This is a genomic window from Methylobacterium sp. C25 (assembly GCF_021352225.1).
In the GTDB taxonomy this organism is placed as follows: Bacteria; Pseudomonadota; Alphaproteobacteria; order Rhizobiales; family Beijerinckiaceae; genus Methylobacterium.
In genome coordinates this window covers 82,554-107,308 of the sequence record NZ_JAAUVI010000007.1, presented here as the reverse complement: position 1 = coordinate 107,308, position 24,755 = coordinate 82,554, and the positions used below count along the sequence as shown (strand labels likewise).

The window sequence follows — 24,755 nt, the reverse complement described above, 5'->3', positions numbered from 1 at the left end:
GCCGGTACGGCAATCAATCCCGCCGCGCGGCGACCATGTAGTTCACGGCCGTATCACGGCTGCGGCGCCAGCCTCCCGTCAGCGGATCGAACATCACGCCGGCCGTATCGAACACCTGCAGGCCGCCGGCCTCGAGATCGGCGGTCAATTCGTCGGGCTTCACGAACTTGTCCCAGTCATGGGTGCCCTTGGGCAGCCAGTTCAGCACGTATTCCGCGCCGACGATGGCGAGCGCGAAGGAGCGCATCGTGCGGTTGAGCGTCGCGGCGAAGAGCAGGCCTCCGGGCTTCACGGCGGCGCAGCAGGTCGCGAGAAAGGCCGTGCGGTCGACCACGTGCTCCACCACCTCCATGGCGAGCACAATATCGAAGCGCTCACCCCGCTCGACGACGGCCTCGATGGTCTCGGCCCGGTAATCGGCCTTCACGCCCTCGGCCTCGGCATGGGCCCGCGCCACAGCCACGTTCTTTTCCGCCGGATCGAGGCCGATCACGCTCGCGCCGAGCCGGGCGAGCGGCTCGGAGAGCACACCACCGCCGCAGCCGACATCGACGAGGCTCAGGCCTTCGAGAGCGAAGGGCCGGTTCGGATCGCGCCCGAAATGCCGGCAGGCCTCGTCGCGGATGTAGGCGAGGCGCACGGGGTTGAATCGATGCAGGACGCGCATCGGTCCGTCCGCGTCCCACCACGTCGCGGCCTGCGCGTCGAAGCGCGCGACCTCTTCCCGATCCACAGACGCAGCCATCACACCCCACACACCCTCAGCCGGCGAACAGGCTTCGCCGCCATCGCATTGACACCTTCGAGAGGCCCTTGTACCCGCCGGGCACCTCCCCGGTACAGTCGCGAAGGCTTTCCGCGCGACGGCAATGCCGCGGCGGGCCGCTCCCGACCGACGGTACGAAACGGACAGAAGACGCGGACGCGATATGCCCCGTTTGGTGATGAAGTTCGGCGGCACCTCGGTCGCCAATGTCGACCGGATCCGCAACGTGGCCGCCCACGTGGCCCGCGAGGTTGCGGCCGGCTACGACGTCGCGGTGGTGGTCTCGGCGATGTCGGGCAAGACCAACGAGCTGGTCGCCTGGGTCAAGGATGCCAACGACCTCTACGATGAGACCGAATACGACGCGGTGGTCGCCTCGGGCGAACTCGTCACGGCCGGGCTCCTCGCCATCGCGCTCCAGAAGAATGGCATCAAGGCCCGCTCCTGGCAGGGCTGGCAGATCCCGATCGAGACCTCGAGCGCGCATGGCTCCGCCCGCATCGAGGCGATCGACCCCAAAAATCTCGACACGGGCTTCAAGCGCGGCGAGGTCGCGGTAATCGCGGGCTTCCAGGGTGTCCACACCGAGACCGGCCGCGTCGCGACGCTCGGCCGTGGCGGCTCGGACACCAGTGCCGTCGCCATCGCCGCCGCAATCGGTGCCGAGCGCTGCGACATCTACACGGACGTCGACGGCGTCTACACCACCGACCCGCGCGTCGTGCCGAAGGCCCAGCGCATGGAGCGCGTGACCTTCGAGGAAATGCTGGAAATGGCCTCCCTCGGGGCCAAGGTGCTTCAGGTTCGCTCCGTCGAGCTCGCCATGGTCCATCGCGTGCCGACGACGGTGCGCTCCTCCTTCGATCCCCCCGACGCGGCGCGTCCGGGCACCCTCATCTGCGACGAGGACGACATCGTGGAACAGCAGATCATCACCGGGATCGCCTTCTCGAAGGACGAAGCCCAGGTCACCCTCCGCTCGGTCAAGGACAGCCCCGGCATCGCCGCGGCGATCTTCGGTCCGCTGGCGGACGCAAACATCAACGTCGACATGATCATCCAGACCGTGTCGGGCGATCAGTCGACGACGGACATGACCTTCACAGTCCCGGCGGCGGACTACCAGCGCTCCCGTGCGATCCTGGACGCCCAGCGCGAGCGCATCCAGTTCGGCCAGATCGAGGGCGCCACCGACGTGGTGAAAGTGTCGGCCATCGGCGTCGGCATGCGCTCGCATGCGGGCGTCGCGGCCAAGGCCTTCCGAGCCCTTGCGGAAAAGGGAATCAATATCCGCGCGATCACAACCTCGGAAATCAAGTTCTCCGTGTTGATCGATGCCGCATACACGGAGCTTGCCGTTCGCACGCTCCACTCGCTATACGGCCTCGATAAGGCCTGACCGTACTCGCCGCATCGTGACGTGCCACTGTCTCGGCAGTTGGCACGTTTGGTGGTTGCACCGGCTGAACACGGATTGACGACTCGATGCCCGCTGCGCCCGGAGGCCCGCGCCTGCTGCTGCGCCGGCTCCGCGAAGCGATGGCGGAACCGGTCAGCGCTCAAGCACGCCTCGACCGCATCGTTGTTCTGATCGCCGCGAACGTCATCGCCGAGGTCTGCTCGGTCTACGTTCTGCGCGACGACAACACGCTCGAGTTGTTCGCAACCGAGGGTCTGAATCGCGACGCGGTGCACATCACCCGTCTGCGTGCGGATGAAGGCCTCGTCGGCCTGATCGCCCGGCAGGCCGAGCCGCTCTCGCTCTCGGACGCCCAGTCGCACCCGAATTTCGCGTATCGGCCGGAGACGGGCGAAGAGATCTACCACGCCTTCCTTGGCGTGCCCCTGCTCCGCGCCGGCAACACGCTCGGCGTGCTCGTCGTCCAGAACAAGACCTACCGCGTCTATTCCGACGAGGAGATCGAGGCGCTCCAGACCACCGCCATGGTGCTCTCGGAGATGATCGCCTCTGGCGAGTTGCAGGCCCTCGCCCCCGGTGCCGGAAGTGCCGCGCGCCGGCCGGTGAGCCAGCGCGGCGTGCCGCTCGCGGACGGCATCGGCCTCGGCCATGTGGTGCTGCACGAGCCGCGCATCATCGTGAAGCGGCTCATCGCCGAGAACGTCGAGATCGAAGTCGAGCGCCTGGAAGCGGCGATCGAGGACGTCCGCTCGGCTATCGACGAATTGGTGGAGCGCGGCGACGGCATCGGCTCGGGCGAATCCCGCGAGGTGCTCGAGACCGTGCGCATGTTCGCGCACGACAAGGGCTGGCTGCGCCGGATGCGCGAGGCCGTGCAATCGGGCCTCACCGCCGAGGCCGCCGTGGAGCGCGTGCAATCGGACAACCGCGCGCGGATGCTGCGCCAGTCCGACCCCTATCTGCGCGACCGCCTGCACGACCTCGACGACCTCGCCAACCGCCTGCTGCGGCGGCTCGTCGGCCAGGAGCCGGGGAACGGCCTCGCCGCGATGCCGGACAACGCCATCCTCGTCGCCCGCTCCATGGGTCCGGCCGCGCTCCTCGACTACGAGCGGGCGAACCTGCGCGGCGTCGTGCTGGAGGAAGGCGGCCCGACCAGCCACATCGCCATCGTCGCCCGGGCGCTGGGCATCCCCGCCGTCGGCGAGATCGCCAACGCCACGGCCCTGTGCGACTCGGGCGATGCGATCATCGTCGACGGCGCCTCCGGCGAGATCCAGGTCCGGCCGACGCCGGAGATCGAGTCGGCCTATGCCGAGCAGGCGCGCCTGCGCGCTCGCCGCCAGGCCCAGTACCGCGCGCTCCGCGACGTCCCGGCCATGACGCGCGACAAGGTCCGTATCGGGCTCAATCTCAATGCCGGCCTGCTGATCGACCTCAGCCATCTCGCCGAGACCGGTGCCGAGGGCATCGGGCTCTTCCGAACCGAATTGCAGTTCATGGTCGCGCAGCGGATGCCGTCCGCCGCCGAGCAGCAGACGCTCTACGAGTCGGTCTTCGCCGCCACCGGCGAGCTGCCCGTCACGATCCGTACCCTCGACATCGGCGGCGACAAGATTCTGCCCTACATGCCGGCGCTCGAAGAGGAGAACCCGGCGCTCGGCTGGCGTGCCATCCGCATCGGCCTAGACCGCCCTGCCCTGCTGCGCGTGCAGCTCCGCGCGCTGCTGAAAGCCGCCGCCGGACGCCCGCTCAAGATCATGTTCCCGATGGTGGCGACGGTGGAGGAGTTCACCCGGGCCCGCGGCATCGTCGAGCGCGAGAAGGCGCATCTGCGCCGACACGGCTACGTGCTGCCGAGCGACTGCAAGCTCGGCGTCATGGTCGAGGTGCCTTCGCTGCTGTTCCAGATCGATGAGATCGCGCGCGAGGCCGACTTCCTCTCCGTCGGCTCCAACGACCTCATGCAGTTTCTTTTTGCCGTCGATCGCGACAACCGTCGCGTCGCGGACCGCTTCGACCCGCTCTGCGGCGCCGCCATGCGGGCCTTCCGGGTCATCTCGGACCGCGCCGAGGCGGTCGGCTGCCCGGTCACGGTCTGTGGCGAGATCGGCGGGCGCCCGCTGGAGACGATGGCGCTGATCGGCCTCGGCTTCCGCCATTTCTCGATGTCGCCGGCCGCGATCGGCCCGGTGAAGGCCATGGTCCTGTCGATCGAGGCAGCGGAAGTTCGCGAGCTGATCGAGAGCGAACTCGGCAAGGTGACGGACGGCGTCTCGCTCCGCCCCGCCCTCACCTCCTTCGCCAAGGCGCGGGGCATTCCGGTCTAAACGTGGGCTGGCATGACGTGTCGGCGCTCGCGCTCCGGGCGGCACTGGGCTAGGAAGCCCGCTTTCCGAATGAGCCTCAAGAAAACGTGACCCCGATCCCAGCCGAGCGCCTCGACGCCATCCTGGCGCGCCACGACATCATCACTGCCCAGCTGTCAGCGGAGAACACGCCTGCCGACAGCGTCGTGCAGCTGTCACGCGAGCTGTCCGATCTCGACGGCGTCGTGGCGGCGATCCACGTCTATCGCGCCGCCAGCGAGAATCTCGCCGGGATCGAAGCGCTGATCGCCGAGGGCGATGCCGAAATGCGCGCGCTCGCCGCCGAGGAGAAGCCGGAGGCCGAGGAGGCCCTGGAGAAAGCTCACCGCGCGCTTCAGCTCATCTTGCTTCCCAAGGACGCGGCCGACGAGAAGAGCGCCATCCTCGAAATCCGCGCGGGCACGGGCGGTGACGAGGCCGCCCTCTTCGCCGGCGACCTTTTCCGCATGTACGCCAAATATGCCGAGGCGAAGGGCTGGCGCGTCGAGGTGCTCTCGCAGAGCGAAGGCACCATGGGTGGCTATCGCGAAATTTTCGCCGAGGTGAACGGCCGCGGCGTGTTCTCGCGGCTCAAGTTCGAGAGCGGCGCCCACCGTGTGCAGCGCGTGCCCGACACGGAGACGCAGGGGCGCATCCACACCTCCGCCGCCACCGTGGCCGTGCTGCCGGAGGCCGAGGAAGTCGACATCGTCATCAACGACGCCGACCTGAAGATCGATACCATGCGCGCGCAAGGTGCGGGCGGCCAACACGTCAACAAGACGGAATCGGCCATTCGCGTGACGCACATGCCCTCGGGGATCGTGGTCTTCGTCCAGGAAGAGCGCTCGCAGCACAAGAACCGCGCGCGGGCGATGTCGCTGCTACGGGCCAAGCTGTTCGACGCCGAGCGTACGGCGAAAGACTCGGCGAGGGCTGCCGACCGGAAGGCACAGGTTGGCTCGGGCGACCGCTCGGAGCGCATCCGCACCTACAACTTCCCGCAGGCCCGGGTGACCGACCACCGGATCAACCTCACGCTCTACAAGCTCGAAGAGGTCATGGCCGGTACAGCGCTGGACGAGGTGATCGACGCCCTCGTGACCGAGCATCAGGCCGAGCTGCTTGCCGCCGAGGGCATGGCGTGAGCGCTGGCCGCCACCATCATCGCGAGCCGTGACCACCGGGTTCGAGCCGAGCCTGTCCCGCGCCGAGGCGCGCTCGCGGATGGCAGAGGCGTTGGAGCAAGCCGGGATCGGCGAGGCGCGCGGCGATGCCCGCTTTCTCCTTCTTCACCTCCTCGGCCTGACGCCCACCGATCTGGCCCTGCGCAGCAACGAGCCGATTGGGCCGGCGGGAGCCGAAACCCTCGCCGATGCGCTCCGCCAGCGCCTGGCGGGCGTGCCCGTGGCGCGCATCCTCGGCGAATGGGAGTTTCGCGGACTCACCTTCGCGCTCTCCCCGGAGACGCTCGTGCCGAGGCCCGACACCGAGACGCTGGTCGAGGCGGCGCTGCGCCTCCTGCGCTCACCCGCACCGGCGATCCTCGATCTCGGGACTGGCTCGGGCTGCATCCTCGTGGCGCTCCTCGACGCTTTGCCCGGCGCCCGCGGCATCGGCCTGGATCGATCGGCGGACGCGCTCTCAACCGCCCGCGGCAATGCCACCCGCAACGGTGTCGGCAGCCGCAGTCTCTTCGTGAGAGGCGATTGGTGCGCGGCGGCCGGCGGCCCCTTCGACCTCATCGTCTCGAACCCGCCCTACATCGCCAGCGGTGTGATCCCGACGCTGGCCGAGGAGGTCCGCAAGCACGACCCCATGGCGGCGCTCGATGGCGGGCAGGATGGGCTCGATGCCTACCGGGCGATCATCCGTTCCTTCACCGAACGACCGGGCCTTCTCGCGGTAGACGGCGCCCTGGCTTTCGAGATCGGCTACGATCAGGCAGAGGCCGTCGCAACGCTGGGGCAGCGGGCGGGACTGATCGTCGAGGGTGTCGAGCGCGATCTCGCGGGACACCCGAGAGTCGTCATGCTTCGGCCATCCTCGGATGTCACAACCCACGACAAAGTCGTTCAATAATCGCGACGACATGAAAAAGTGCTTGTTGCGGAGGCCGTCAGCCATTACGTTCGAGTTGTAGATCGTGGACGGCCCATCAGCATGGGTCACGGTAGGATCGAGTTCGATCAGCACCGTCTCCGGTTCGGACGATCGCCCCACCATCGAGCGAACGCACACCTGGCATCACAGCCAAGGCTGCCGCTAAGCGCGATGGATTTGAACCTGACAGTCTAAGGTCATTCCGCGAGCACGCCTCGAGGCGAGCGCGGGTACCGATCGGACGAGACGACGGCACGCACGACGTGAAAGATCACGGATCGACCGGCGACACATCCCGCGGCGGGCATCAGGCTCGGTGGCGGAGCGTCCGGGTAAGCCGCTGATCAACCCTGTCAGAGATCATTTCTGTTACGAGCGAAAGGTCAATCGAGGCCGATGAGACCAAACCAGAATAGACGGATGCGCGGTCGCAACCGGCCCAAGGGTCCCAATCCGTTGACCCGGTCGTATGAATCCAACGGCCCCGACGTCAAAATCCGCGGCACCGCCCAGCACATCGCCGACAAGTACGCCCAGCTTGCGCGCGACGCGCTGGCGAGCGGCGATCCCGTCGCTGCGGAGAACTACTTCCAGCACGGCGAGCACTATTTCCGCATCATCACCAGCGCCCAGGAGCCGAACCGGCCGCAGGCGCAGGGCTATGCCCGCAACGGCTTCGAGGACGAGGACGAGGGCGACGAGGACGTCCAGGGCCAGAATGGCGCCGACCAGGGCCGTCAGGGCTATGGCGGCGAAGAGTACGGCGATCCGGGCCAGCAGCCCCAGCCCTACGAGCGCCAGGAGTACGAGCCGCGCCATCAGAACCGCGGCAATGATCGCCAGGATCGCGGCCAGGATCGCAACGATCGCCCGCAGCGCTTCCAGAACCGCAACGACCGGAACGACCGGCCGCAGCGCTTCGACAACAATCGTCAGGACTACAATCGCGGCGACTATCGCCAGGATCAGTCCCGGCACGATCAGCCGCGACAGGATTACGGGCGGCATGACCAGGGCCGTCCCGAGCAGGGCCGCCAGGATTACGGTCGTCAGGACTATCCCCGTCAGGACGCGGCGCGGAACGACCAGTTCAATCAGGATCAGCCGCGTTACGAGAACGGCCGCGGCAACTACAACCGCCAGGACGGCGGCCGGCCCGAGCGCAATCGCCAGGACGCGGGACGTCAGGAGGCGCAGCGCCAGGATACGCAGCGTCAAGATACGCAGCGCCAGGAGCCGAGCCGCGACGACGCTCCGCCGCCCCGGAACGAGGCGCCTCGCCGCGAGCGCCGCCGCGACGAAAGCCATCGCTCGAGCGCTGACGAGACGTCGGCATTGCCCGCGTTCCTGATGACGGCGACGCGCAATCCTCCTGCGCCGGCCCCAGAGGCGAATGTCGAGCCGGCGCGCGCAGCGCCCGAGCCCGTCGCAGCGCCCCAGCACGAGGCGGTCTCGGACGAGGCGGCGCCCGCGCCGAAGCCCCGTCGTCGCCGGACGCGCTACAAGGCCGGCGAGGAAGGCACCGCGCCCGAGAAGCCCGAGGTCGCCGACGCCGGCGAGTGATCGCCGAAGTCCCGAACGAAAACAGGAAGAGCCGCCCTCATCGGGCGGCTCTTCTCGTTTCAGGCCGGGTGGTTTCGACGATTAGGAGAGGTAGTTCACCAGCGAGAGCTTCGAGAGCATCGAGGTGACCTGATAGGTGGCCTGGAGCTGGGTCTGAAGCGTCATGAGCTTGGCCGCCACCTCCTCGGTCGAGACCTGCTCGACGCCTTCGATCGAGTCGAGCAGCGTGTTCTTGGTCGATACCGCCTGCGTCTTGGCGTCGGCCATCGTGCTCGACGCGATGCCGAACTCGCCCACCATGTCGGCGACGCTGGTCTTGGTGTCACTCGGCGTCACCAGCCCCTGAACCCGGCTGGCGGTCGCCTGGAAGCGCGCGGCGTCCTGCGTCCCGGTCGCATCGGTGAAGCTGTCGGCCGCCAGAGTCGCGAAGGCGGCGAGCGTGTCGCGCAAGGGCTGCTCGTTCGCCCTGGCGCCGATGCCGACGCTGCGGTTGGCGCCGATCTGGACGCTGCTGGTCGCACGCGGATCGGTGGCCGCGTCGTCGCCCGTGTACCAGATCACGGTATTGTTCTTCGGGACGTCCTCGTAGCCGCTCAAGTCGCTTTTGACCCGGCGCGGGGCGAGACCCGCCGACGACGACCCGTCGAAGAAATTCTCCGAGGCGCGGACCGCCGAGCTCGCCGAGAGCTCCGTCTGGGCCGAGGTCCCCAGCGCGGAGTTGAGCGCCGTCTTGAGATTGCCGGCGGTATTGGCGGCGCGGGTTGCGGCGTCTGCTCCCGCCGTGTCGATGAGGAACGAGCCGGCCGGCGGCGGAGAGGTGGTGGTTGCGGTCAGCGTCACGGTCTTGGTCGTGCCGTCATGCATCCCGAGCGTGACGGTGACGGTGTCGCCATCCTGCGGCGGGTTCGTGTCACTGACGGTGAGGCCGACGCTGCGCGCTGCCGGTGCCGCCGAGTAGTCGAGCGTGACCTCCGGAGTGCCAGAGGACTGGATGCTCGCGATCGGCAGGTTGCCGACGGCGCTCGCGATGTTCGCCGCCGTGTTCGCCGCGCTGGACGGATCGATCGCGAACGTCCCGTCGGCACCGCTGCCGGGATTCTGCGCGGTGAGGTCGATGATCTTCTGGCTGCCATCCGGCATGTTCACGGCAACGCGAAAGCGGTCGCCATCGGCCGGTGCGGGCGGAAAGGCGCTGGGAAAGGTCGGGTTGCCGCCGACCTGCACCTGTGCCGCCGGCGTTGCGGGGCTGGCGCTGATCGCGCTCGCGTTGGAACTCGACCAATCGTTGATGGTGAAGCCGAAATTGGCCCGCACGCTTGGATCAGTCGCCTCGGAGAGCGTCACGCTGGCACTGCCCGAGGCCCCCGAGAGTTGAAGCCGTCCGATACCGTCCGTCCCGTCGGCCTTCCGCTGCTCGGCGATCAACGTCTTCAGCCCGGCCAATCCAGCCGTCGAGTCCCCGTTGAGCATGAGGTCCGCCGACACTACCGGCGCCTGGTCGGTCGTGCGGCCGCCGAAGATGTATTTGCCGGCCGCGTTCTGGTTGAGCGCGTCGATTGCGCCGTCGAGACCCGACTTGGCGAGTGCCACGCTCGTGGTGATGCCGGTGCTGGTGCTCGGCTGCAGATTGGCGGTCAGGCTGTTGCCGAGCGTATCGGCGAGCTTCTTGACCTGTGTCAGGCTGGTCGCGGCCAGGTTCACCTGCGTCGTCCCGCCGGTGATCGAGGCGACGTAACCGTCGAGCGCGCTGATCGTGGCATGGGCGCTGAGACTCGCCGTGCGCGCCGAGCCGAGGCCGCCATAGGTGTCGGCGACCTGGCCGGTGGAGAGCTGGTTCGTCAGCCCGTCGAGGCGGCTCTTGAGCGTGAGCAGACTGGCGGTGGTGCGGTCGGCGTTGAAGCTGCCGGCGGCGAAGGAGTTGATGGTCGTCATGGTGCGCCCCGTCAGATGCGCAGAAGCGTGTCGAGCATGTCGCGGGCGGCAGTAAGCACGCGCGCATTGGCGGTGTAGGCGGTCTGCAGCTCGATGAGCTTCGACATCTCCTCGTCGATGTTGACGCCGGACTCACTCGAGAACCGGCCCTGTGCCGTGGCGAGCGCGATGCCCTGGCCCTCGTCGAGATCCTGAGCGGAAGAGGCTGCCGCGCCCTGGGAGGCGATGATCGAGCGAGCGAACCCACTGACGCTCGACGTCGTCGGGGCGTTGACGCCGCCGATCCCGCTCGCCGCCGAGAAGGTCCGCTGCGTGGTGTTGAGGGCGTCGTAGAGCGCCTGGGGCCGCGAGGAATCGCTGACCCCGGCGGAGGTCTGCGTCACCAGCATCGCGTTGTTCGTGACGACGGCCGGATTGACTGCGAGCCGTTGTGCGAAGCCGGTAAGTTGCGAGCCGCCGTCGAACGAGCCGGTATAGAGCCCGTTCTTGTTGCCAGAATCGACGAAGAGCGCGACCTGCGTGCCCGTTCCCTTGTCGGTCGGCGAGGTCGGCTGGGTGACGCTGGCATTGGCCGCGAGCAGGGTCGGTCCGCCGTTCGACAGGATACGCACCGTGCCCGCCGATCCGGGCGCGCTCACCGTGTAGCTCGAACCGAGCGCGGTCGAGATCGCGGAGGCGATGTCGGAGGCGCTGGGCGTCGCGGGCGGTGCCTGGATGGTGAACGGGACGACCGTGGCGTTGGGGTCGTCCGTCAGGGACGCATCGGGATTGGCCGGCGGCGTCAGGTACGACGGCATCAGGATGAGGTTTCGGGTCCCCGAACCATCCTTCACCGTCAGGGTGATCGCGTTGCCCGCCTTGAGATTGGAGAGGTCGACATCGAAGCCGGCCTTGCCGGAATCGGTCACGGCCGTGCCGGTCACCTGATTATCCGACATCGAGCGCGACAGGCCCGCGGCGAGATCGTCGAGCTGTCGCTGGGCCTGCGGCAGCACCGTATCGCGCATCTCGAGTTCGGCAGCGATCGAGCCGGACCGGATCGCTCCGGAAGCGACGAGGTCGATCGTGGCTCCGCCGGGCGTCTTCGCCGTGATCGTGCCGACGCCGCGCTGCGTGGGATCGGTCGAGTATTCCGACCCCGGCGAGAGCGTCCCGCGGGAGTCGAAGGACAGCACGGTCGGATTGCCGCGGTCGACGAGCGTCACACCCGTCGTGGTGATCAGTGAGACGGTGCCGTCGGATTGCGGGACGCTCTGAACGTCCATCAGCGCGGAAAGCGAGTTCACCGCCTGGTCGCGCTGGTCGAGCAGGTCGGCCTTGTTCGCGCCGTCGCTGGCCTGGGACACACGCGTGTTGAGGTCGGCGATCGACTTCAACAACTGGTTCGCCTGCGTGGTGTCCTGCGAGAGCTGGGACTCCATCGCGCTGCGCAGGTCCTGCACGCTTCCCGCGATGCTGCCGATCTGGGACGCGAGGCTCGATGCACTCGTCACGACGGCCGAGCGGGCCGCGGACGAGGTCGGATCGGCGGCCAGGCTCTGCAACGCCGAGGAGAAGCCGTTGACCAGTCCGTCGAGCGAGGTCGAGGAGCCGGGCGTGCCGTAGAGCTTGTCGACCTGCGTGAGGACGCTCGACAGAACCGTCGTGTAGGCGGCACCCGAGGTCTCGAGCCTCAACTGCTTCAACGCGGCTGCGTCGATGCTCCTGCTGATCGTGCCGGTCGCCACGCCCGAATTGCCCGGCCCCGTCGTGACGGAATCGAGCGTACGGCGGACGTAACCGACCGTGCCAGCATTCGCGATGTTCTGGGAGACGATGCCGAGCTGCGCCTGCGTCAGCTTGAGGCCGGCCGTCGACGTGTTCAGGGCATTGAGGGACACGTGACGCCTCCTCTCGAACGGGCTGCGACGCGCCCGGCAGGTCCTATCGTTTCGGGACGCGTCATCGGACGGATGCCGACCTCACCCCCGCTCAGCGGATGATGTTGATCAGGTCGGACATCATCGTTTGAGCGGTCGAGATGACGCGCGTGTTCGCAGAATAGGCCTGTTGCGTTACGATCATCTTAGAGAACTCGCCGGCAATGTCGGTATTCGACTGCTCCACGTTGCCCCCGACGATGGTCGTGCCCTTGAGGCCCGTGATCGGCTCACCCGAGTCCTGGGTCTGCTGATAGTTGCCGAACGAATCCGGCTTCAGCCCGTCATCGTTGGTGAAGTGGACGACGTTGATGGTGGCGAGCGTCAGAGAGGCCCCGTTGGAGTAGGTGCCGGTGATCTTGCCGTCCTCCGAAACGTCCACAGAGTTCAGAGTTCCGGACGAGTAGCCGTTCTGCTGGAGGGCGTTGGTCGTGGCGCCGCCGGTGCTCGACGCGTATTCGGTGAGACCGCCTGCGCCGTAGTCCAGCGTCACGTTGCCGACCGTCGCGCCGTCGACGGTGAGGTTCGGGATGGTGATCGACGTCGTCGTGGGCGAGGTCAGCTGGCCGCTCGCATTGAAGCTGAAGGCCTGTCCGACATTGGTCCAACCGGTGTTGTTGCCCGTCGTGGACGTGCTGTTGGCGTAGAACAGGTTCCAGGTGTCGGTGGTCGGCGGAGTGGCGGTCGAGTCCGCATTCGAGACCTTCGCCCAGCGGGTGGTGACGGGGACGGGCGATCCGGCCGCAGTGTAGGCCGTCAGCTGCGGCCCTTGGATGCTGTTGTCGACGAAGCTCTGCGCGTTCGCCGCCGAGACCGTCGCCGTTCCGGTCCCGCTCGTGATGCGCGGGTCGGAGCCATCCGCGAAGGGACCGAGCAATTCCGAGCCGGCGGTCGACGTCGTCTTGGCCGTGGCCGGCGTCTTCGGCAGGTTCGCCGAATAGGTGATCGTCGTCGTCGCCTTGGCCGGCAGCACCGAGTTCGAGATCTTGATCGGTCCGTTGGAGGTCGATTGCCCCGTCACCGGATCGAGCATCGTTCCCGTGAGGTACGAGCCAGCTCCATTGACGAGGTAGCCATCCTTGTCGGGCGCGAAGTCACCGCGGCGCGTATAGAGGTTGCTGGCCGAGAAGGTGGTGTTGCCGCTCGCGTCCGAGGTCTTTTTCTGGACGACGAAGAAGCCCTGTCCATTGAGCGCCATGTTGGTGCTGACGCCGGTCGAGGACAGGTTGCCCTGGATGGTGTTGGTGAGCTGCGAATAGGCGGCGACACTGCCGGCCACCTCGCGGCGCGCGGTCTGTTCGGCAATCAGGTCGACGAAGCTCGTATCGATGCGCTTGTAGCCCGTCGTCTGCGAGTTCGCGATGTTCCCGGAGATGTTGTCGAGGGCGTAGGACTGAGCCTTCAGTCCCGAGACCGCCGTCTGCATCGCGGTAAAAACGTCCATGGCCGGTACTCCTTCTGCCGCCTGGGCGGCTCCGCCCTCGGACAGCGCGGCGCAACGCTCATGCCAGACGTAAGTCTCTGATATTGCTCGCAGCACTGGCGCGGCACGCGGCAGATTTTGGCCCGGCAAACGGCGGGGCCGGCAAGTGTTGCCGAGTGTGTTCGTCGTTTACGCGACGTTATCGGCAAGCCCGCTAGGGTGTGGTTCCTGCGCCCAAAATGCGGGATCGGAACGAGTCTATGCGGCCTGCCAAGCGGACCAGCCTGGTCAACCTGATCTACTTCTCGCGGCTCAACCTCGCCGCCGATGCGCCTTCACGTGCGCGTCAGATCAGCGAGATCACCAAGCATGCGCAGAAGAAGAACGAGTTCTCGGTGATCACGAGCTTCCTGATCGTGGAGGGCAGCTTCGCCGTCCAGATCATCGAGGGCGAGCGGCTATCCGTGAACGAGACGTTTCAGCGGATCTCGACCGACACCCGCCACCGCGACGTGAAGATTGTCGAGTGGCGAGAGATCAACAAGCGCGCCTTCGTCACGTCCTTCACGACGGGCGTGCGCAGTGGAACCACCGAGATCCACTTCAACAAGGCGGGATTGCTGCCGATGCTTCAACGCGGAACGCCGAAGAGCAGCACGATCCACAATCTCGCCACCACGCTCCAGCAAGACACGATGTCGAAGCAGGGCATCGATCATCTCTTCGTCTGATATCGTCATGCCGGAAGCTGCCGAGAGCGCCATGAGCGACGTCCCCGCCATCTTGATCGTCGATGATCAGCCGAAGTTGCTTCGGCTGGTGATCGAACTTCTGACCCGACTGGGATTCCCGGAAGTCGAGGGCGTGTCGGATGCCTTCGAGGCGCTCGAGCGCATGCGCGCCCGTAAATACGCCCTGGTGATCTGCGATCTGAACCTCGAGCCGATGGACGGTCTGACGCTGCTGCGCGAGGTCCGAGCCGACAACGCGCTGATGAACACGCCCTTCATCCTCACCGAGGCGACCTTCGACTTCGAGGACGTGAACGTCGCGCACCTCGCCGGCGCCGACGCCTTCCTGCTGAAGCCCTTCGACATCGCGCTCCTGAAGACCAAGCTGAAGCAGGTCCTCAACCGCAAGCCGCGCCGCCGCGAGGCGCCGCTGCCGATGGAGTCGACGCTCAGCCAGGAATTCCCGCTGCTGGGCAAGCTCTAAGCAGCGAAATCGGGCTGATCCTCAGCCTGCCGCCGAGGCTGGAACCGCACGGCTTTCGCACCTCGGTGGTAGTCGCCCTGCCGGAGTGCGCAAACCGTGACACGCTTCGTCGCCCTCCTGCGCGCCGTAAACGTCGGCGGAACGGGCAAGCTCGCGATGGCGGATCTCGCACGGCTCTGCGAGGAGGCGGGCCTTGCGGAGGTTCGCACCTACATCGCCAGCGGCAACGTCGTCTTGTCCAGCGAGAAGAGCGCAGCAGCGGTCAAGCTCGCGCTCGAAGAGCGTCTGCGGAGCCATCTCGGCAAGCCTGTCGGCGTCATCGTGCGGGACGCGGCCGAAATGGCAGAGGTGCTCGCACGCAATCCCTTCCCGGATCATCCGGGCAACCGCGTCGTCACGATCTTCCTCGACGAAGCGACCCACCCCGACATGCTGTCGCGTGTGTCCGGCTTGGCCGACGAAGAGGTTCGGCTCGGCCGTCGTGAGATCTACGTGCGCTACGGCATCGTCGGTATGGGGCAGTCCAAGCTGCGCATTCCGGCCGCCTCCGTCGGCACCGGCCGGAACATCAACACCGTCGCCAAGCTCGTGCAGATGCTGGCGTGACGGCGCCCGCCAAAAGAAACGGCGGACCCTTTCGGATCCGCCCTCTCGTTTCGGAACTGCCGTTTCGAACTTAGCGCTTCGAGAACTGGAAGCTGCGGCGAGCCTTCTTGCGGCCGTACTTCTTACGCTCGACGACGCGCGGATCGCGGGTCAGGAAGCCTTCGCGCTTCAGCGGCGAACGCAGCTCGGGCTCGTAGTAGGTCAGGGCCTTCGACAGGCCGTGGCGCACGGCGCCAGCCTGACCGGAGAGACCACCACCCTTCACCGTGACGGTGATGTCGTACTGATCGACGCGGCTGACGATCTCGAGCGGCTGACGCAGGATCATGCGCAGCACCGGACGAGCGAAGTAGGACTCGATGGTGCGGCCGTTGACGACCACGGTGCCCTTGCCCGGCTTGATCCAGACGCGGGCGACCGCGTCCTTGCGCTTGCCGGTGGCGTAGGCGCGGCCCTGCTTGTCCAGCTTCTGGACGTGGACCGGAGCCTCCTGCTCGGGGTTGCTCGTGGCGGTGTTCGACCGGTTGAGGTCGGAGAGAGACTGAAGCGTCGCCATGATCAAGCGCTCACGTTCTTACGGTTGAGGGCGCCGACGTCGAGCGTCTGCGGCTGCTGGGCTTCATGGGGATGCTCGGAGCCCTTGTAGACACGCAGATTGCCCATGATCTGGCGGAAGAGCGGGCCACGCGGCAGCATGCGCTCCACGGCCTTCTCGACCACACGCTCGGGGAAGCGACCCTCGAGGATGTACTTGGCCGAGCGCTCCTTGATGCCACCCGGATAGCCGGTGTGGTGGTAGTAGTTCTTCTGCACGTACTTGCGGCCGGTGAACTTCACCTTCTCCGCGTTGATGACGATGACGTTGTCGCCGCAATCGACGTGGGGGGTGTAGGCGGGCTTGTGCTTGCCGCGCAGACGCATGGCGACGATCGAAGCCAGACGGCCGACGACGAGGCCCTCCGCATCGATCACGAGCCACTTCTTGTCGACGTCGGCGGGCTTCAGCGAGGTGGTCTTCATGGCTGATCCGTACCGGGTTTCGGAATAAAAGGCGCCGCCGCGTCGGGGAGACGCAGCGGCGTTCGGGCGGTCTCTACGGGGTCGACGGCGACGCGTCAAGTTGGTTTTGAGATTTTCTCAAGTAACTTCGTATTATCAGACACTTAGTAAATACGGTATCATAATACCTCGCTGTCGTTCGCGTCTTTCGACGCCGCAGCTGCGCATCGTTTGAGCAAACCGCCAAGCTCGTGTGCAGTATTTAGAAGACTTCCAGGTATCTCCACAAATCAGAGCGGCCCGAACCATGGCATTCGCGCCACAATCCGATCTCGCCGACGCTTGCGAAAGCTATGGCCGTGAGCGCTCCCCTGTGGCCGCATGACGCGGCAGCGGCCCGAATCCACAACAGTTAACAAATGGTTAGCGCGAATGGTTGAATTTCGAAGTCCGGCGGACGGGCCATCCTGGCCCAAAATGGGGCGATGGAACCGCACTGTGCTTTTTCTGCACTATTGCTAGCTTAGCCATACCGTAAGCTGAGGTTGTTCATTCGGAACTGAGTCGGAGACCACGATGATCACCTCCACCACCAAGCGCGTCGTTCTGCTCGCCTTCGCTGCCGCCGTCGCTCTCAACGCTTCCGCTTGCATCGGCAAGGGCAAGGCTCCCCCGCCGGCCCCGGCTCCGGTCATCTCCAAGTACTGATCTCTGAAGACCAGTATTTAATCGACCGGTCTCCGAACCAGACGGCCCAGGGGCTCGCCACGAGCGAGCCCCTACTCTTTTCCGCCGTCGCTCGTAAGACAATTCACATCACGACGCTGTTGGAGCGCGGGCCCATGGCCGACATTCGCGATTTGGCTGGACGCGTCCGGACGACGCGGACCTTGAGCCGGCTCTCCCTCCTCTCCCTGACCGCAGGCATTCTCGCCCTCGGGCTAACCGGCCAGCCGGCCGACGCTGCCCGCGGCGGCCCTGAAGCCCAGCAGACCAGCGTTCGCGGCAAGCAGCTCTATGCCATCGAATTCCGCTCGCGCTACGCGCTGAGCTACGGCCACACCTTCATCATGTACGGGCGCCTCAACGCAAAGGGCCAGCTCGTCGATCGCGTGGTGGCCGGCCTGCATCCGGCGGGCGACAGCCCGCAGCCATGGATGCTCGGCCACATCGTCCCCGTGAAATCGGAGACCGGCCCGAGCGACGGCGACCTCGAGGACAAGTACGTCTCCGCCCGCTACCGGGTCACCGTCGAGGAGCCCGAGTTCCGCCGGATCGTCGCCTATATCAAGACCAAGCAGGCCAATTCCGGCACCTGGCACGCGATCTTCAACAATTGCAGCGGCTGGGTTGCCGATGTCGGCCGCTACATGGGCCTGAGCGCGCCGAACTCCCTGCTGATGCCGGAAGACTTCATCAACGGCATGAAGCGGATGAACGAAGGCAACGACCGCCGCACGGCCCAGTCGCTCGCCGCCGCTCAGTGATGCGACCGGCCGTATGACAGTCCCGTCAGGACCGGTCGTACGCAGCAGGCTCGTCGTTCACATCCACGGTTACCAGCTGACGGCCCCCGAACGTTTCCATCGGCGCTTCGGACGCGACCTCGCGACCTTCGGCGAGACCTGGTCGGCCAAGACGGCGACCGGCCTGCCCGAGATCTCGCCGCGGCAGGCACGCTGGTCCGCCGAGGCGGCCGGACCGGATTGGCGCACGCGGACCGACTACCGGATCATCCGGCTCGACGACCTGATCGCGCAGGGGCATCACCGCCCGCTGCTCGACCGGATCGTCCTCGGCATTCGCGGATTGTTCGACTTCCTGCTCGACCCGGCGATCCTCGGCTATTTTCGCTATGGCTGGCGCTACGCCATCTTCACCCTCGCGCCGCTGGCGATGATGGTGGCTGCCGTGATGGCCGGCCTCGCTGCCGGCTGGTGGCTTTCCGCTCCGCTGGGACCGATGCTCGCCGCGCTTGCCGGGCTCGCGGTCTTCGCCGCGGCGATCGCGCTCTGCTCGAAGAAGTTCTTCCTGTTCATCCTGCTGGAGGACTGGGCCTTCGCCAGCGTCCTGGCCCGCCGGCTCGAGCCGGAGCTCGCCGCACGTCTCGACGAGGCGCGCCGCGAGGTGCAGGCCGCGGTCGAGGCTGATGCTTACGACGAGGTCCTGCTCATCGGGCACAGCCTTGGGGCCGTCATGATCCTGCATCTCGCCGAGATGCTGCTTGCCGGCCTGCCGGAGGGCACCTCCGGCTCATGCCGGACGAGGATCGCAGTCCTGACGATCGGCTCGTCCGTTCTCAAGATCGGATTGCACAGTGCCGCCGCGCCGCTGCGCCGTGCCACCGCCGCCGTGACCGCCTCATCGCGACTGGTCTGGGCCGATTACTGGTCTCAGCACGACGTGATGAACTTCCCCTATGTGGATCCGGCGGTCGCCATGGGGCTCACGCCCGTGCACCCCACGATCAGCCGCAAGGCCACCTTCCGGCACATGATCTCGCCGGAGGCCCTGCGCGCCCTGCGCTTCGACTTCTTCCGCAAGCACAATCTGTTCTTCCACGCGGCGACGCGCCGGAGCGAGTACGACTATTTCCTGTTCGCCTGCGGCCCGTTCTTCTGTGGCGACCTCGCGCGCTCGCGCGAGGGGGCCCTCGCATGGCTGGATGCAGCCGGCGCGCTCACAGACAAGGCGCCGGGAGTCGGTAGCCCGAGCGAGGCGTGATTGCGCGCCGCGCGGATCACCCCTATCGCCGCCCGATGACGACGCCGCTTCTCTGCAAGATCGCCTTCCTGGCCCTGATGGTGGGCTGGTACGCGATCCGTATTCCGCACAAGCGACGGGCGCGGCGCACGCCAGTCGCGAGTTCGCACTGGGACTTTCGCGAAAACCTCCTGCTGTCGATTTCGGCGACCGGTCTCGGCGTGATCCCTACGATCTACTGCCTGTTCGGCCTCGCGCGGATCGGTGAGCGGCCCACGAATCTCGCCCTGCTCGCGCTCGGCCTCGTCGTCGCCGCCCTCTCGCTCTGGATGTTCGACAAGAGCCATCGCGGTCTCGGACGCGAATGGTCGTTCAGCCTGGAACTGCGGGACGGCCACCGCCTCAAGACGCAGGGCGTCTACGCCTGGGTCCGACACCCGATGTACAGCGCGTTCTGGCTCTGGGCGCTCGCCCAGGCGATCCTGCTGCCGAACTGGATTGCGGGCCTCTCCGGTCTCGTCGGATTCGGCTGCCTCTACTTTTTCCGCGTGCCGCGCGAGGAGCGGATGATGCAGGAGCGTTTCGGCGGCGAGTGGCTGGCCTATGCCGCCGCGACGCCGCGCGTCGTGCCGTGGAAGGCGCTGGCTCGAAAGCCTTGAACAAGGGCCTCGCAAGCAGCCGATCTTGCGCCGACTGCTTGCGACTCGGAGATCAGTCTCGCGGCGTCAGCTGGTAGGTAGCCCGGCCAGTCACGGCAATGCCCTCGAAGCCCTCTCGGCGCGTCGCGACCGAGCTATTGGCGTTGACGTCTCCCAAACGGCAATCTGCCTTGAAGATTTCCGACAAAACACGGCACTCCGACTCGATCATCTCGTAGACAGTTCGCCGCGCACTCTCACTCTTGGCTTTTATCTGCTCTGGAGTATCGACTGGACCCGGAATGGTAAAGGACATCGATGATGATATACTCTGCGTAAGCGTCCGCTTAGATGGCGCAGATCGCTGAGATACTTCTTGAGCATATGCTTGCACGGTCAGAAAACTTGTTAAAGCCGCGAACGCAACGCTGGTCAGCATATTTTTCAATAGAACCTCCCCTACCGCTTGGCTCATCTAGCGACCATGACTGAGGTTTCTTTCAAAAGTTTCGATAAAATTTGCATCTTTGCCGGCGTGCCCGGAAATTCCTCTACCGATTACCGAGGGAGCTGCCGCAGGCGGCTCGCGTCCACCAACGATCCAATTACGACCGAGGCGGGATCGAATACGTCCCCGTCGCGTGGCAGACGAGATCGTCGCTCCCCTTCGTCGTGACGCGCACCTCACCCACCGCGAGCCGCCGCCCGAGCTTCAGCAGGGTGCATTCGGCGATCAGCCCATCCGTCCCGGGCTTGCGCAGGAAGTTGAAACTCAGCGACGTCGTCACCGCCAGCGCCACAGGGCCGACATTGGCGAGGATCGCCGCGTAGAGCGCGAAATCGGCGAGCGCCATCATGGCCGGCCCGGAGATCGTCCCGCCAGGGCGCAGGAATCGCTCGTGATGGTCGAGCCGCATACGCGCCGTCAGAGGGCCTACGGCCTCCAGGTGGTAGGAGCGGCCGCCATCGTTCATCTGCGGAAACTCGCGATCGAGGAAGTCGCGGGTCTCGTCCAGGCTCATCACGATCATGGCGTCTTGCAGCACGACACTCGCTGACCCACAAGGCGGAATGGACGCTGCCCTCGCCCACCACGATCACTACCCCGATGCCCGGATCCGCGCGCTGCTCAAGCAGACACGCACGATCGCGCTGGTCGGCGCGTCGTCGAACCCGGCCCGGCCGAGCTACATCGTGCTGAAATACCTGTCGGAGCGCGGCTACAAGGTGACGCCGGTCAATCCCGGTCTTGCCGGCCAGACCCTTCTCGGCATGCCGGTGATCGGCCGCCTCGCAGACCTGCCGGGCCCCGTCGACATGGTCGAGATCTTCCGCAACTCCATCGCGGCGGACGGCCTCGTCGACGAGGCCTTGGCGCTTCCCGAGCTGCCGAGGATCATCTGGATGCAGCTCGGTGTGCGCAATGACGAGGCTGCGGCGCGCGCCGAGGCCCGCGGCGTCACCGTCATCATGAACCGCTGTCCGAAGATCGAGTATGGCCGCCTCTCGGGCGAGATCGGCTGGACCGGAGTGAACTCGCGGATCATCAGCGCGAAGAAGCCCGTGCTCGACAAGCGCGGCGTGCAGCGACTGACGATCGACGAGCGCTAAGGCCTCGAGGCTGCCGGTGATCTAGGCGCTCGCCGCCGGCTGCCCCTGGCTCGGCGCGGCGGTCGGTTCGGCAAGCCGCAGGGCGGGCGGGTTCTGCGCGAGGTCGGCGAGAACGCCGTTCACATGGGAGGCCGTCATTCCCATCGCCGCACCGATTTCGCCGACGAGCCCGCTCACCTCGGGCGTCAGCGGAATCGCGCCAACGGATTTCACGAGGACGATCTCCTGGCCCTTCGCGGTCAGAAGACCGGCATGTTCGCGCACGAGATCGAGCATTGCGGTCTTGTCCATCGGCACCGCGAACGTCTCCTCGGCCCGAGGCGGGAGCTTCTCGAGCCCGAGCACGTCCTTGATCGTCATCGCGATGGACGGAGCCGAGAGCTCCGTCTTCTGCGCGTGAGCGACGTGGATCATGACCTGGCCGATCAACGCCGAAAGGTTCGTCTCGGCAGCCGCCTTGGCGCGACGCGGGTCGTGGTCGAGGACCTGCTCGTTGAAGGTCTTCTTGCAGGCCTGGCATTCGATATAGGAGTCGTAGGTGTCCATCAGGATCAGCGGGATCCAATAGAGATGACCCCAGCGCCTCGGACGTTTGTGAACGAAATTCCGGGGATTCGAGCAATGCGGGCAGTAAAACTCGCCTGTCTTGAGCTTCTTGTTCATCGCATAGCTGCCCCAAATGATCATGGCGTTGCCCTTCTGCGATAAGCCCCAAGTTTAGACGACGAACGATCTTCGATTGATCGATGAACCATCCTTGAACTGATTTACTCATGCAACTTGCGACTTAACCTCTGCCGTGCGCGCCGTCACCCGGCGGTGGCCTGTACGCGTGCTGCGAGCGTTATTCGGCGCGCGGACGCGTTTCGGCCATCAGCAAGACGGCGACGAAGCTGATCGCGGCAGCGGCGGCCAGATACACGCCGACCGAGCCGATCCCGCCCCACCCGGCGAGCCACTGCGCGGCAAACGGCGCCATCGACGCCCCGAGGATGCCGGCGAGATTGTAGGTGACCGAGGCGCCCGTGTAGCGGACCCGCACGGGAAACAGCTCCGGCAGGGCCGCGCCCATCGGTCCGAAGATCCAGCCCATGGCGAAGAGACCGAGGCAGAGGAACACGAGCACCAGGCTCCCCTCCCCGCTGCCGAGCAACGGCCCGAACAGCGCGCCGAAGCCGGCCGTGACCAGGAGGCCTGAAAGCAGGACCGGCCGACGACCAAACCGGTCAGCCGCCGCACCGGCCAGCGGAATCGACAGCGCCAGGAACAGGATCGCCGCGCACTCGAACAGCAGGAAGGTCGTCTTCGGATAGCCGAGCGGCCCGGTTCCCCAACTCAGCGCGAAGACGGTGGAGAGGTAGAACAGGGCGTAGGGCGCCACCATCGACAGCGTGCCGAGCAGCGTCGCCCGCCAATGGCGCGTGACGATCGTGGCGAGCGGCACGCGCTCGGGAGCAGTCCTGGCCAAGGCCTCGGCGAAGGCCGGCGTCTCGGTGAGCTTCAGCCGCACATAGAGCCCGAGGCCGACGAGCACCGCCGACGCCAGGAAGGGGAGCCGCCAGCCCCAGGACGCGAAGGCCTCCGGCGTCAGGCTGAAATTCAGGCCGAGGAAGAGCAGGTTCGCCGCCAGGAACCCCACCGGCGCACCGAGCTGGGGGGCAATGCCATAAAGCGCGCGCCGGCCCGGAGGGGCATTTTCGACCGCGAGCAGCGCTGCCCCGCCCCATTCGCCGCCGAAGCCGATCCCCTGTCCCACCCGGAACAGGCAGAGCAGCGCCGGGGCCACCCAGCCGATGCTGGCGTAAGACGGCAGGCAGCCGATGCCGACGGTGGAGAGCCCCATGATCATCAGTGAGGCGACGAGCGTCGCCTTGCGTCCGACCCGGTCACCGAAATGCCCGAACAGGGCCGCCCCTACCGGTCGCGCCACGAAGGCGATGGCGAAAGTGGCGAACGCCTGGAGCGTCTGCGCCGCCGGCTCGCCCGGCGGGAAGAAGATCGGCCCGATTACCAGTGCCGCCGCCGTCGCGTAGATATAGAAGTCGTAGAACTCGATCGCCGTGCCGACGAAGCTGGCGAGCAAGATGCGGGTGGGTGAGAACTGCATGGCGGCGGCTGTATAGCCGAGTTTCCTCCGCGCAATGCATCGGCTTGCCTCACTCGGAACTGCGGGCGTACACGACTGCGCGAGGAGTACCCCATGAGCGACCGCGAGCCCGGCTTCAACACCTTGGCGATCCACGCCGGAGCGACACCGGACCCGGCGACCGGTGCCCGTGCGACGCCGATCTATCAGACCACGTCCTTCGTCTTCGACGACGTGGACCACGCCGCCTCGCTGTTCGGTCTGCAGGCCTTCGGCAACATCTATTCGCGGATCACCAACCCGACCAACGCGGTGTTGGAGGAGCGCATCGCGGCGCTCGAAGGCGGCACGGCGGCGCTTGCCGTCTCCTCGGGCCACGCGGCCCAGTTCCTGACCATGCACGCGCTGATGCAGCCGGGCGACGAATTCGTGGCCTCGAACCGGCTCTACGGCGGCTCGATCAACCAGTTCAATCACAGCTACAAGAGCTTCGGCTGGAACGTGGTCTGGGCCGATACCGACGACACGGCCACCTTCGAAGCCGCGATCACCTCGCGCACCAAGGCGATCTTCTGCGAATCCATCGCCAATCCCGGCGGCGTGATCACGGACATCGCGGCGCTCTCGGCCATTGCGAAGCGGCACAACATCCCGCTGATCGTCGACAACACCATGGCGACGCCGTACCTGATCAAGCCCTTCGAGCATGGAGCCGACATCGTCGTGCACTCGGCGACGAAGTTCCTGGGCGGCCACGGCAACTCCATCGGCGGCCTGATCGTCGATGGCGGTTCCTTCCGCTGGGAGGGCGACGAGCGCTACCCGATGCTCTCCAAGCCGCGCCCGGAATATGCCGGCATGGTGCTCTCCGAGACGTTCGGGAATTTCGGTTTCGCCATCGCCGTCAGGGTCCTGAGCCTGCGCGATCTCGGCCCGGCGCTGTCGCCGTTCAACGCGTTCATGATCCTCAACGGCATCGAAACCCTGCCGCTGCGGATGCAGCGCCATTCCGACAATGCGCTGCAGGTGGCGACATTCCTGCAGAAGCATCCGGCCGTCGCCTGGGTGAGCTATCCGGGGCTCGAGTCCGACCGCTACCACGCGCTCGCCAAGCGCTACACGCCGAAGGGCGCCGGCGCGGTCTTCACCTTTGGCCTGAAGGGCGGCTACGAGGCGGGGGTGAAGCTCGTCTCGAACCTCCAGCTGTTCAGCCATCTCGCCAATATCGGCGATACGCGCTCGCTGGTGATCCACCCTGCCTCGACCACGCACCGCCAGCTCACCGACGACCAGAAGCGCGCGGCTGGTGCCGGCCCGGAAGTGGTGCGCCTCTCGATCGGCATCGAGGACGCGCTCGACCTCATCGACGATCTCGACGCGGCCCTGAACGCCTGAACCTCCGGACGGCCCATCGCACCCGAGG

Annotated in this window: 23 protein-coding genes; 14 read left to right on the top strand and 9 right to left on the bottom strand. The window is 66.4% G+C overall.

From position 1 onward, the window contains the following. Positions 1-13: 13 nt before the first annotated feature. The gene (gene ubiG / locus HCU64_RS17350; RefSeq protein ID WP_233385396.1) at positions 14-745 is read right to left on the bottom strand and encodes a bifunctional 2-polyprenyl-6-hydroxyphenol methylase/3-demethylubiquinol 3-O-methyltransferase UbiG; all 732 of its coding nucleotides are present in this window, start codon (positions 743-745) and stop codon (positions 14-16) included. A 184-nt stretch (positions 746-929) separates the two neighbouring features. Here ubiG and HCU64_RS17345 point away from each other — a divergent pair, with 184 nt between their 5' ends. The 5 genes from HCU64_RS17345 to HCU64_RS17325 all read left to right on the top strand — a co-directional run bounded on the left by HCU64_RS17345 (position 930) and on the right by HCU64_RS17325 (position 8,200). Continuing rightward, on the top strand, positions 930-2,165 hold the full coding sequence (locus HCU64_RS17345) for an aspartate kinase (RefSeq protein ID WP_233385395.1): 1,236 nt from the start codon (positions 930-932) through the stop codon (positions 2,163-2,165). Between the two features lie 86 nt (positions 2,166-2,251). After that, a complete protein-coding gene (gene ptsP / locus HCU64_RS17340) occupies positions 2,252-4,516 on the top strand; it encodes a phosphoenolpyruvate--protein phosphotransferase (RefSeq protein WP_233385394.1) in 2,265 nt (754 codons plus the stop codon). Between the two features lie 86 nt (positions 4,517-4,602). After that, positions 4,603-5,682: a peptide chain release factor 1 gene (gene prfA / locus HCU64_RS17335; protein WP_233385393.1), complete on the top strand. Its 1,080-nt coding sequence runs from the start codon at positions 4,603-4,605 to the stop codon at positions 5,680-5,682. A 28-nt stretch (positions 5,683-5,710) separates the two neighbouring features. Next, positions 5,711-6,616, top strand: a complete 906-nt coding sequence (prmC, locus tag HCU64_RS17330; protein WP_442785980.1) for a peptide chain release factor N(5)-glutamine methyltransferase — start codon at positions 5,711-5,713, stop codon at positions 6,614-6,616. Positions 6,617-7,057: 441 nt separating this feature from the next. Further along, positions 7,058-8,200, top strand: coding sequence for a DUF4167 domain-containing protein (locus HCU64_RS17325; RefSeq protein ID WP_233385392.1), 1,143 nt, complete (start codon positions 7,058-7,060; stop codon positions 8,198-8,200). 81 nt (positions 8,201-8,281) lie between these two features. Here HCU64_RS17325 and HCU64_RS17320 read toward each other — a convergent pair whose 3' ends face one another. The 3 genes from HCU64_RS17320 to HCU64_RS17310 all read right to left on the bottom strand — a co-directional run bounded on the left by HCU64_RS17320 (position 8,282) and on the right by HCU64_RS17310 (position 13,495). Beyond that, positions 8,282-10,132 carry a hypothetical protein gene (locus HCU64_RS17320; protein ID WP_233385391.1) on the bottom strand — a complete coding sequence of 617 codons (1,851 nt, stop codon included), beginning with the start codon at positions 10,130-10,132 and terminating at the stop codon, positions 8,282-8,284. Positions 10,133-10,143: 11 nt separating this feature from the next. Continuing rightward, entirely contained in the window at positions 10,144-12,012 is a 1,869-nt protein-coding gene (gene flgK / locus HCU64_RS17315) for a flagellar hook-associated protein FlgK (RefSeq protein WP_233385389.1), read from the bottom strand. Between the two features lie 91 nt (positions 12,013-12,103). Further along, positions 12,104-13,495, bottom strand: a complete 1,392-nt coding sequence (locus HCU64_RS17310) for a flagellar hook protein FlgE (RefSeq protein WP_233385387.1) — start codon at positions 13,493-13,495, stop codon at positions 12,104-12,106. A gap of 239 nt (positions 13,496-13,734) precedes the next feature. Here HCU64_RS17310 and HCU64_RS17305 point away from each other — a divergent pair, with 239 nt between their 5' ends. The 3 genes from HCU64_RS17305 (at position 13,735) to HCU64_RS17295 (ending at position 15,295) form a co-directional block, all read left to right on the top strand. Continuing rightward, a complete protein-coding gene (locus HCU64_RS17305) occupies positions 13,735-14,205 on the top strand; it encodes a BLUF domain-containing protein (protein ID WP_233385386.1) in 471 nt (156 codons plus the stop codon). A gap of 31 nt (positions 14,206-14,236) precedes the next feature. Further along, complete coding sequence (locus tag HCU64_RS17300) at positions 14,237-14,689, top strand: response regulator (protein ID WP_233385385.1); 453 nt, start codon at positions 14,237-14,239, stop codon at positions 14,687-14,689. A gap of 96 nt (positions 14,690-14,785) precedes the next feature. After that, the gene (locus tag HCU64_RS17295; RefSeq protein ID WP_233385384.1) at positions 14,786-15,295 is read left to right on the top strand and encodes a DUF1697 domain-containing protein; all 510 of its coding nucleotides are present in this window, start codon (positions 14,786-14,788) and stop codon (positions 15,293-15,295) included. A gap of 70 nt (positions 15,296-15,365) precedes the next feature. Here HCU64_RS17295 and rpsI read toward each other — a convergent pair whose 3' ends face one another. Both rpsI and rplM read right to left on the bottom strand, forming a co-directional pair. Beyond that, the gene (gene rpsI / locus HCU64_RS17290) at positions 15,366-15,851 is read right to left on the bottom strand and encodes a 30S ribosomal protein S9 (protein WP_233385383.1); all 486 of its coding nucleotides are present in this window, start codon (positions 15,849-15,851) and stop codon (positions 15,366-15,368) included. 2 nt (positions 15,852-15,853) lie between these two features. Next, on the bottom strand, positions 15,854-16,315 hold the full coding sequence (gene rplM / locus HCU64_RS17285; protein WP_233385382.1) for a 50S ribosomal protein L13: 462 nt from the start codon (positions 16,313-16,315) through the stop codon (positions 15,854-15,856). Positions 16,316-16,870: 555 nt separating this feature from the next. Here rplM and HCU64_RS25295 point away from each other — a divergent pair. From HCU64_RS25295 to HCU64_RS17270, 4 genes are all read left to right on the top strand, one after another. After that, positions 16,871-17,002 carry a hypothetical protein gene (locus tag HCU64_RS25295; RefSeq protein ID WP_267922459.1) on the top strand — a complete coding sequence of 44 codons (132 nt, stop codon included), beginning with the start codon at positions 16,871-16,873 and terminating at the stop codon, positions 17,000-17,002. Positions 17,003-17,136: 134 nt separating this feature from the next. Then, positions 17,137-17,781 carry a hypothetical protein gene (locus HCU64_RS17280; protein ID WP_233385381.1) on the top strand — a complete coding sequence of 215 codons (645 nt, stop codon included), beginning with the start codon at positions 17,137-17,139 and terminating at the stop codon, positions 17,779-17,781. A 13-nt stretch (positions 17,782-17,794) separates the two neighbouring features. Then, positions 17,795-19,018 carry a hypothetical protein gene (locus HCU64_RS17275; protein ID WP_233385380.1) on the top strand — a complete coding sequence of 408 codons (1,224 nt, stop codon included), beginning with the start codon at positions 17,795-17,797 and terminating at the stop codon, positions 19,016-19,018. After that, complete coding sequence (locus HCU64_RS17270) at positions 19,015-19,656, top strand: protein-S-isoprenylcysteine O-methyltransferase (RefSeq protein ID WP_233385378.1); 642 nt, start codon at positions 19,015-19,017, stop codon at positions 19,654-19,656. Before HCU64_RS17275 ends, HCU64_RS17270 begins: the two co-directional genes overlap by 4 nt. Before the next feature lie 584 nt (positions 19,657-20,240). Here HCU64_RS17270 and HCU64_RS17265 read toward each other — a convergent pair. Further along, complete coding sequence (locus tag HCU64_RS17265) at positions 20,241-20,666, bottom strand: PaaI family thioesterase (RefSeq protein WP_233385506.1); 426 nt, start codon at positions 20,664-20,666, stop codon at positions 20,241-20,243. Positions 20,667-20,706: 40 nt separating this feature from the next. Between HCU64_RS17265 and HCU64_RS17260 the strand changes: the two genes are divergently transcribed. After that, positions 20,707-21,246 (top strand): CoA-binding protein, encoded by a 540-nt coding sequence (locus HCU64_RS17260; RefSeq protein WP_233385377.1) that lies wholly within the window; start codon positions 20,707-20,709, stop codon positions 21,244-21,246. Between the two features lie 21 nt (positions 21,247-21,267). On the opposite strand, the gene HCU64_RS17255 is transcribed toward HCU64_RS17260, so the two are convergent. Together HCU64_RS17255 and HCU64_RS17250 are read right to left on the bottom strand one after the other, a co-directional pair. Beyond that, positions 21,268-21,933, bottom strand: coding sequence for a hypothetical protein (locus HCU64_RS17255; RefSeq protein ID WP_233385376.1), 666 nt, complete (start codon positions 21,931-21,933; stop codon positions 21,268-21,270). Between the two features lie 157 nt (positions 21,934-22,090). Beyond that, positions 22,091-23,353 carry an MFS transporter gene (locus tag HCU64_RS17250; RefSeq protein ID WP_233385375.1) on the bottom strand — a complete coding sequence of 421 codons (1,263 nt, stop codon included), beginning with the start codon at positions 23,351-23,353 and terminating at the stop codon, positions 22,091-22,093. A 93-nt stretch (positions 23,354-23,446) separates the two neighbouring features. On the opposite strand from HCU64_RS17250, the gene HCU64_RS17245 reads away from it, so the two are divergent. Continuing rightward, positions 23,447-24,727 (top strand): O-acetylhomoserine aminocarboxypropyltransferase, encoded by a 1,281-nt coding sequence (locus tag HCU64_RS17245; RefSeq protein WP_233385374.1) that lies wholly within the window; start codon positions 23,447-23,449, stop codon positions 24,725-24,727. The last annotated feature ends 28 nt before the right edge of the window (positions 24,728-24,755 follow it).

Bases quoted from the DNA above. Each gene is read 5' to 3' on its own strand.
- HCU64_RS17345 (WP_233385395.1), top strand. From the start codon at position 930: ATGCCCCGTTTGGTGATGAAGTTCGGCGGCACCTCGGTCGCCAATGTC.
- ubiG (WP_233385396.1), bottom strand. From the start codon at position 745: ATGGCTGCGTCTGTGGATCGGGAAGAGGTCGCGCGCTTCGACGCGCAG.
- rpsI (WP_233385383.1), bottom strand. From the start codon at position 15,851: ATGGCGACGCTTCAGTCTCTCTCCGACCTCAACCGGTCGAACACCGCC.
- HCU64_RS17310 (WP_233385387.1), bottom strand. From the start codon at position 13,495: ATGGACGTTTTTACCGCGATGCAGACGGCGGTCTCGGGACTGAAGGCT.
- HCU64_RS17325 (WP_233385392.1), top strand. From the start codon at position 7,058: ATGCGCGGTCGCAACCGGCCCAAGGGTCCCAATCCGTTGACCCGGTCG.
- ptsP (WP_233385394.1), top strand. From the start codon at position 2,252: ATGCCCGCTGCGCCCGGAGGCCCGCGCCTGCTGCTGCGCCGGCTCCGC.
- HCU64_RS17305 (WP_233385386.1), top strand. From the start codon at position 13,735: ATGCGGCCTGCCAAGCGGACCAGCCTGGTCAACCTGATCTACTTCTCG.
- rplM (WP_233385382.1), bottom strand. From the start codon at position 16,315: ATGAAGACCACCTCGCTGAAGCCCGCCGACGTCGACAAGAAGTGGCTC.
- HCU64_RS17300 (WP_233385385.1), top strand. From the start codon at position 14,237: ATGAGCGACGTCCCCGCCATCTTGATCGTCGATGATCAGCCGAAGTTG.
- HCU64_RS17250 (WP_233385375.1), bottom strand. From the start codon at position 23,353: ATGCAGTTCTCACCCACCCGCATCTTGCTCGCCAGCTTCGTCGGCACG.
- HCU64_RS17265 (WP_233385506.1), bottom strand. From the start codon at position 20,666: ATGATCGTGATGAGCCTGGACGAGACCCGCGACTTCCTCGATCGCGAG.
- HCU64_RS17280 (WP_233385381.1), top strand. From the start codon at position 17,137: ATGGCCGACATTCGCGATTTGGCTGGACGCGTCCGGACGACGCGGACC.
- HCU64_RS17255 (WP_233385376.1), bottom strand. From the start codon at position 21,933: ATGATCATTTGGGGCAGCTATGCGATGAACAAGAAGCTCAAGACAGGC.
- HCU64_RS17275 (WP_233385380.1), top strand. From the start codon at position 17,795: ATGACAGTCCCGTCAGGACCGGTCGTACGCAGCAGGCTCGTCGTTCAC.
- HCU64_RS17320 (WP_233385391.1), bottom strand. From the start codon at position 10,132: ATGACGACCATCAACTCCTTCGCCGCCGGCAGCTTCAACGCCGACCGC.
- HCU64_RS17260 (WP_233385377.1), top strand. From the start codon at position 20,707: ATGGACGCTGCCCTCGCCCACCACGATCACTACCCCGATGCCCGGATC.
- HCU64_RS25295 (WP_267922459.1), top strand. From the start codon at position 16,871: ATGATCACCTCCACCACCAAGCGCGTCGTTCTGCTCGCCTTCGCTGCC.
- HCU64_RS17245 (WP_233385374.1), top strand. From the start codon at position 23,447: ATGAGCGACCGCGAGCCCGGCTTCAACACCTTGGCGATCCACGCCGGA.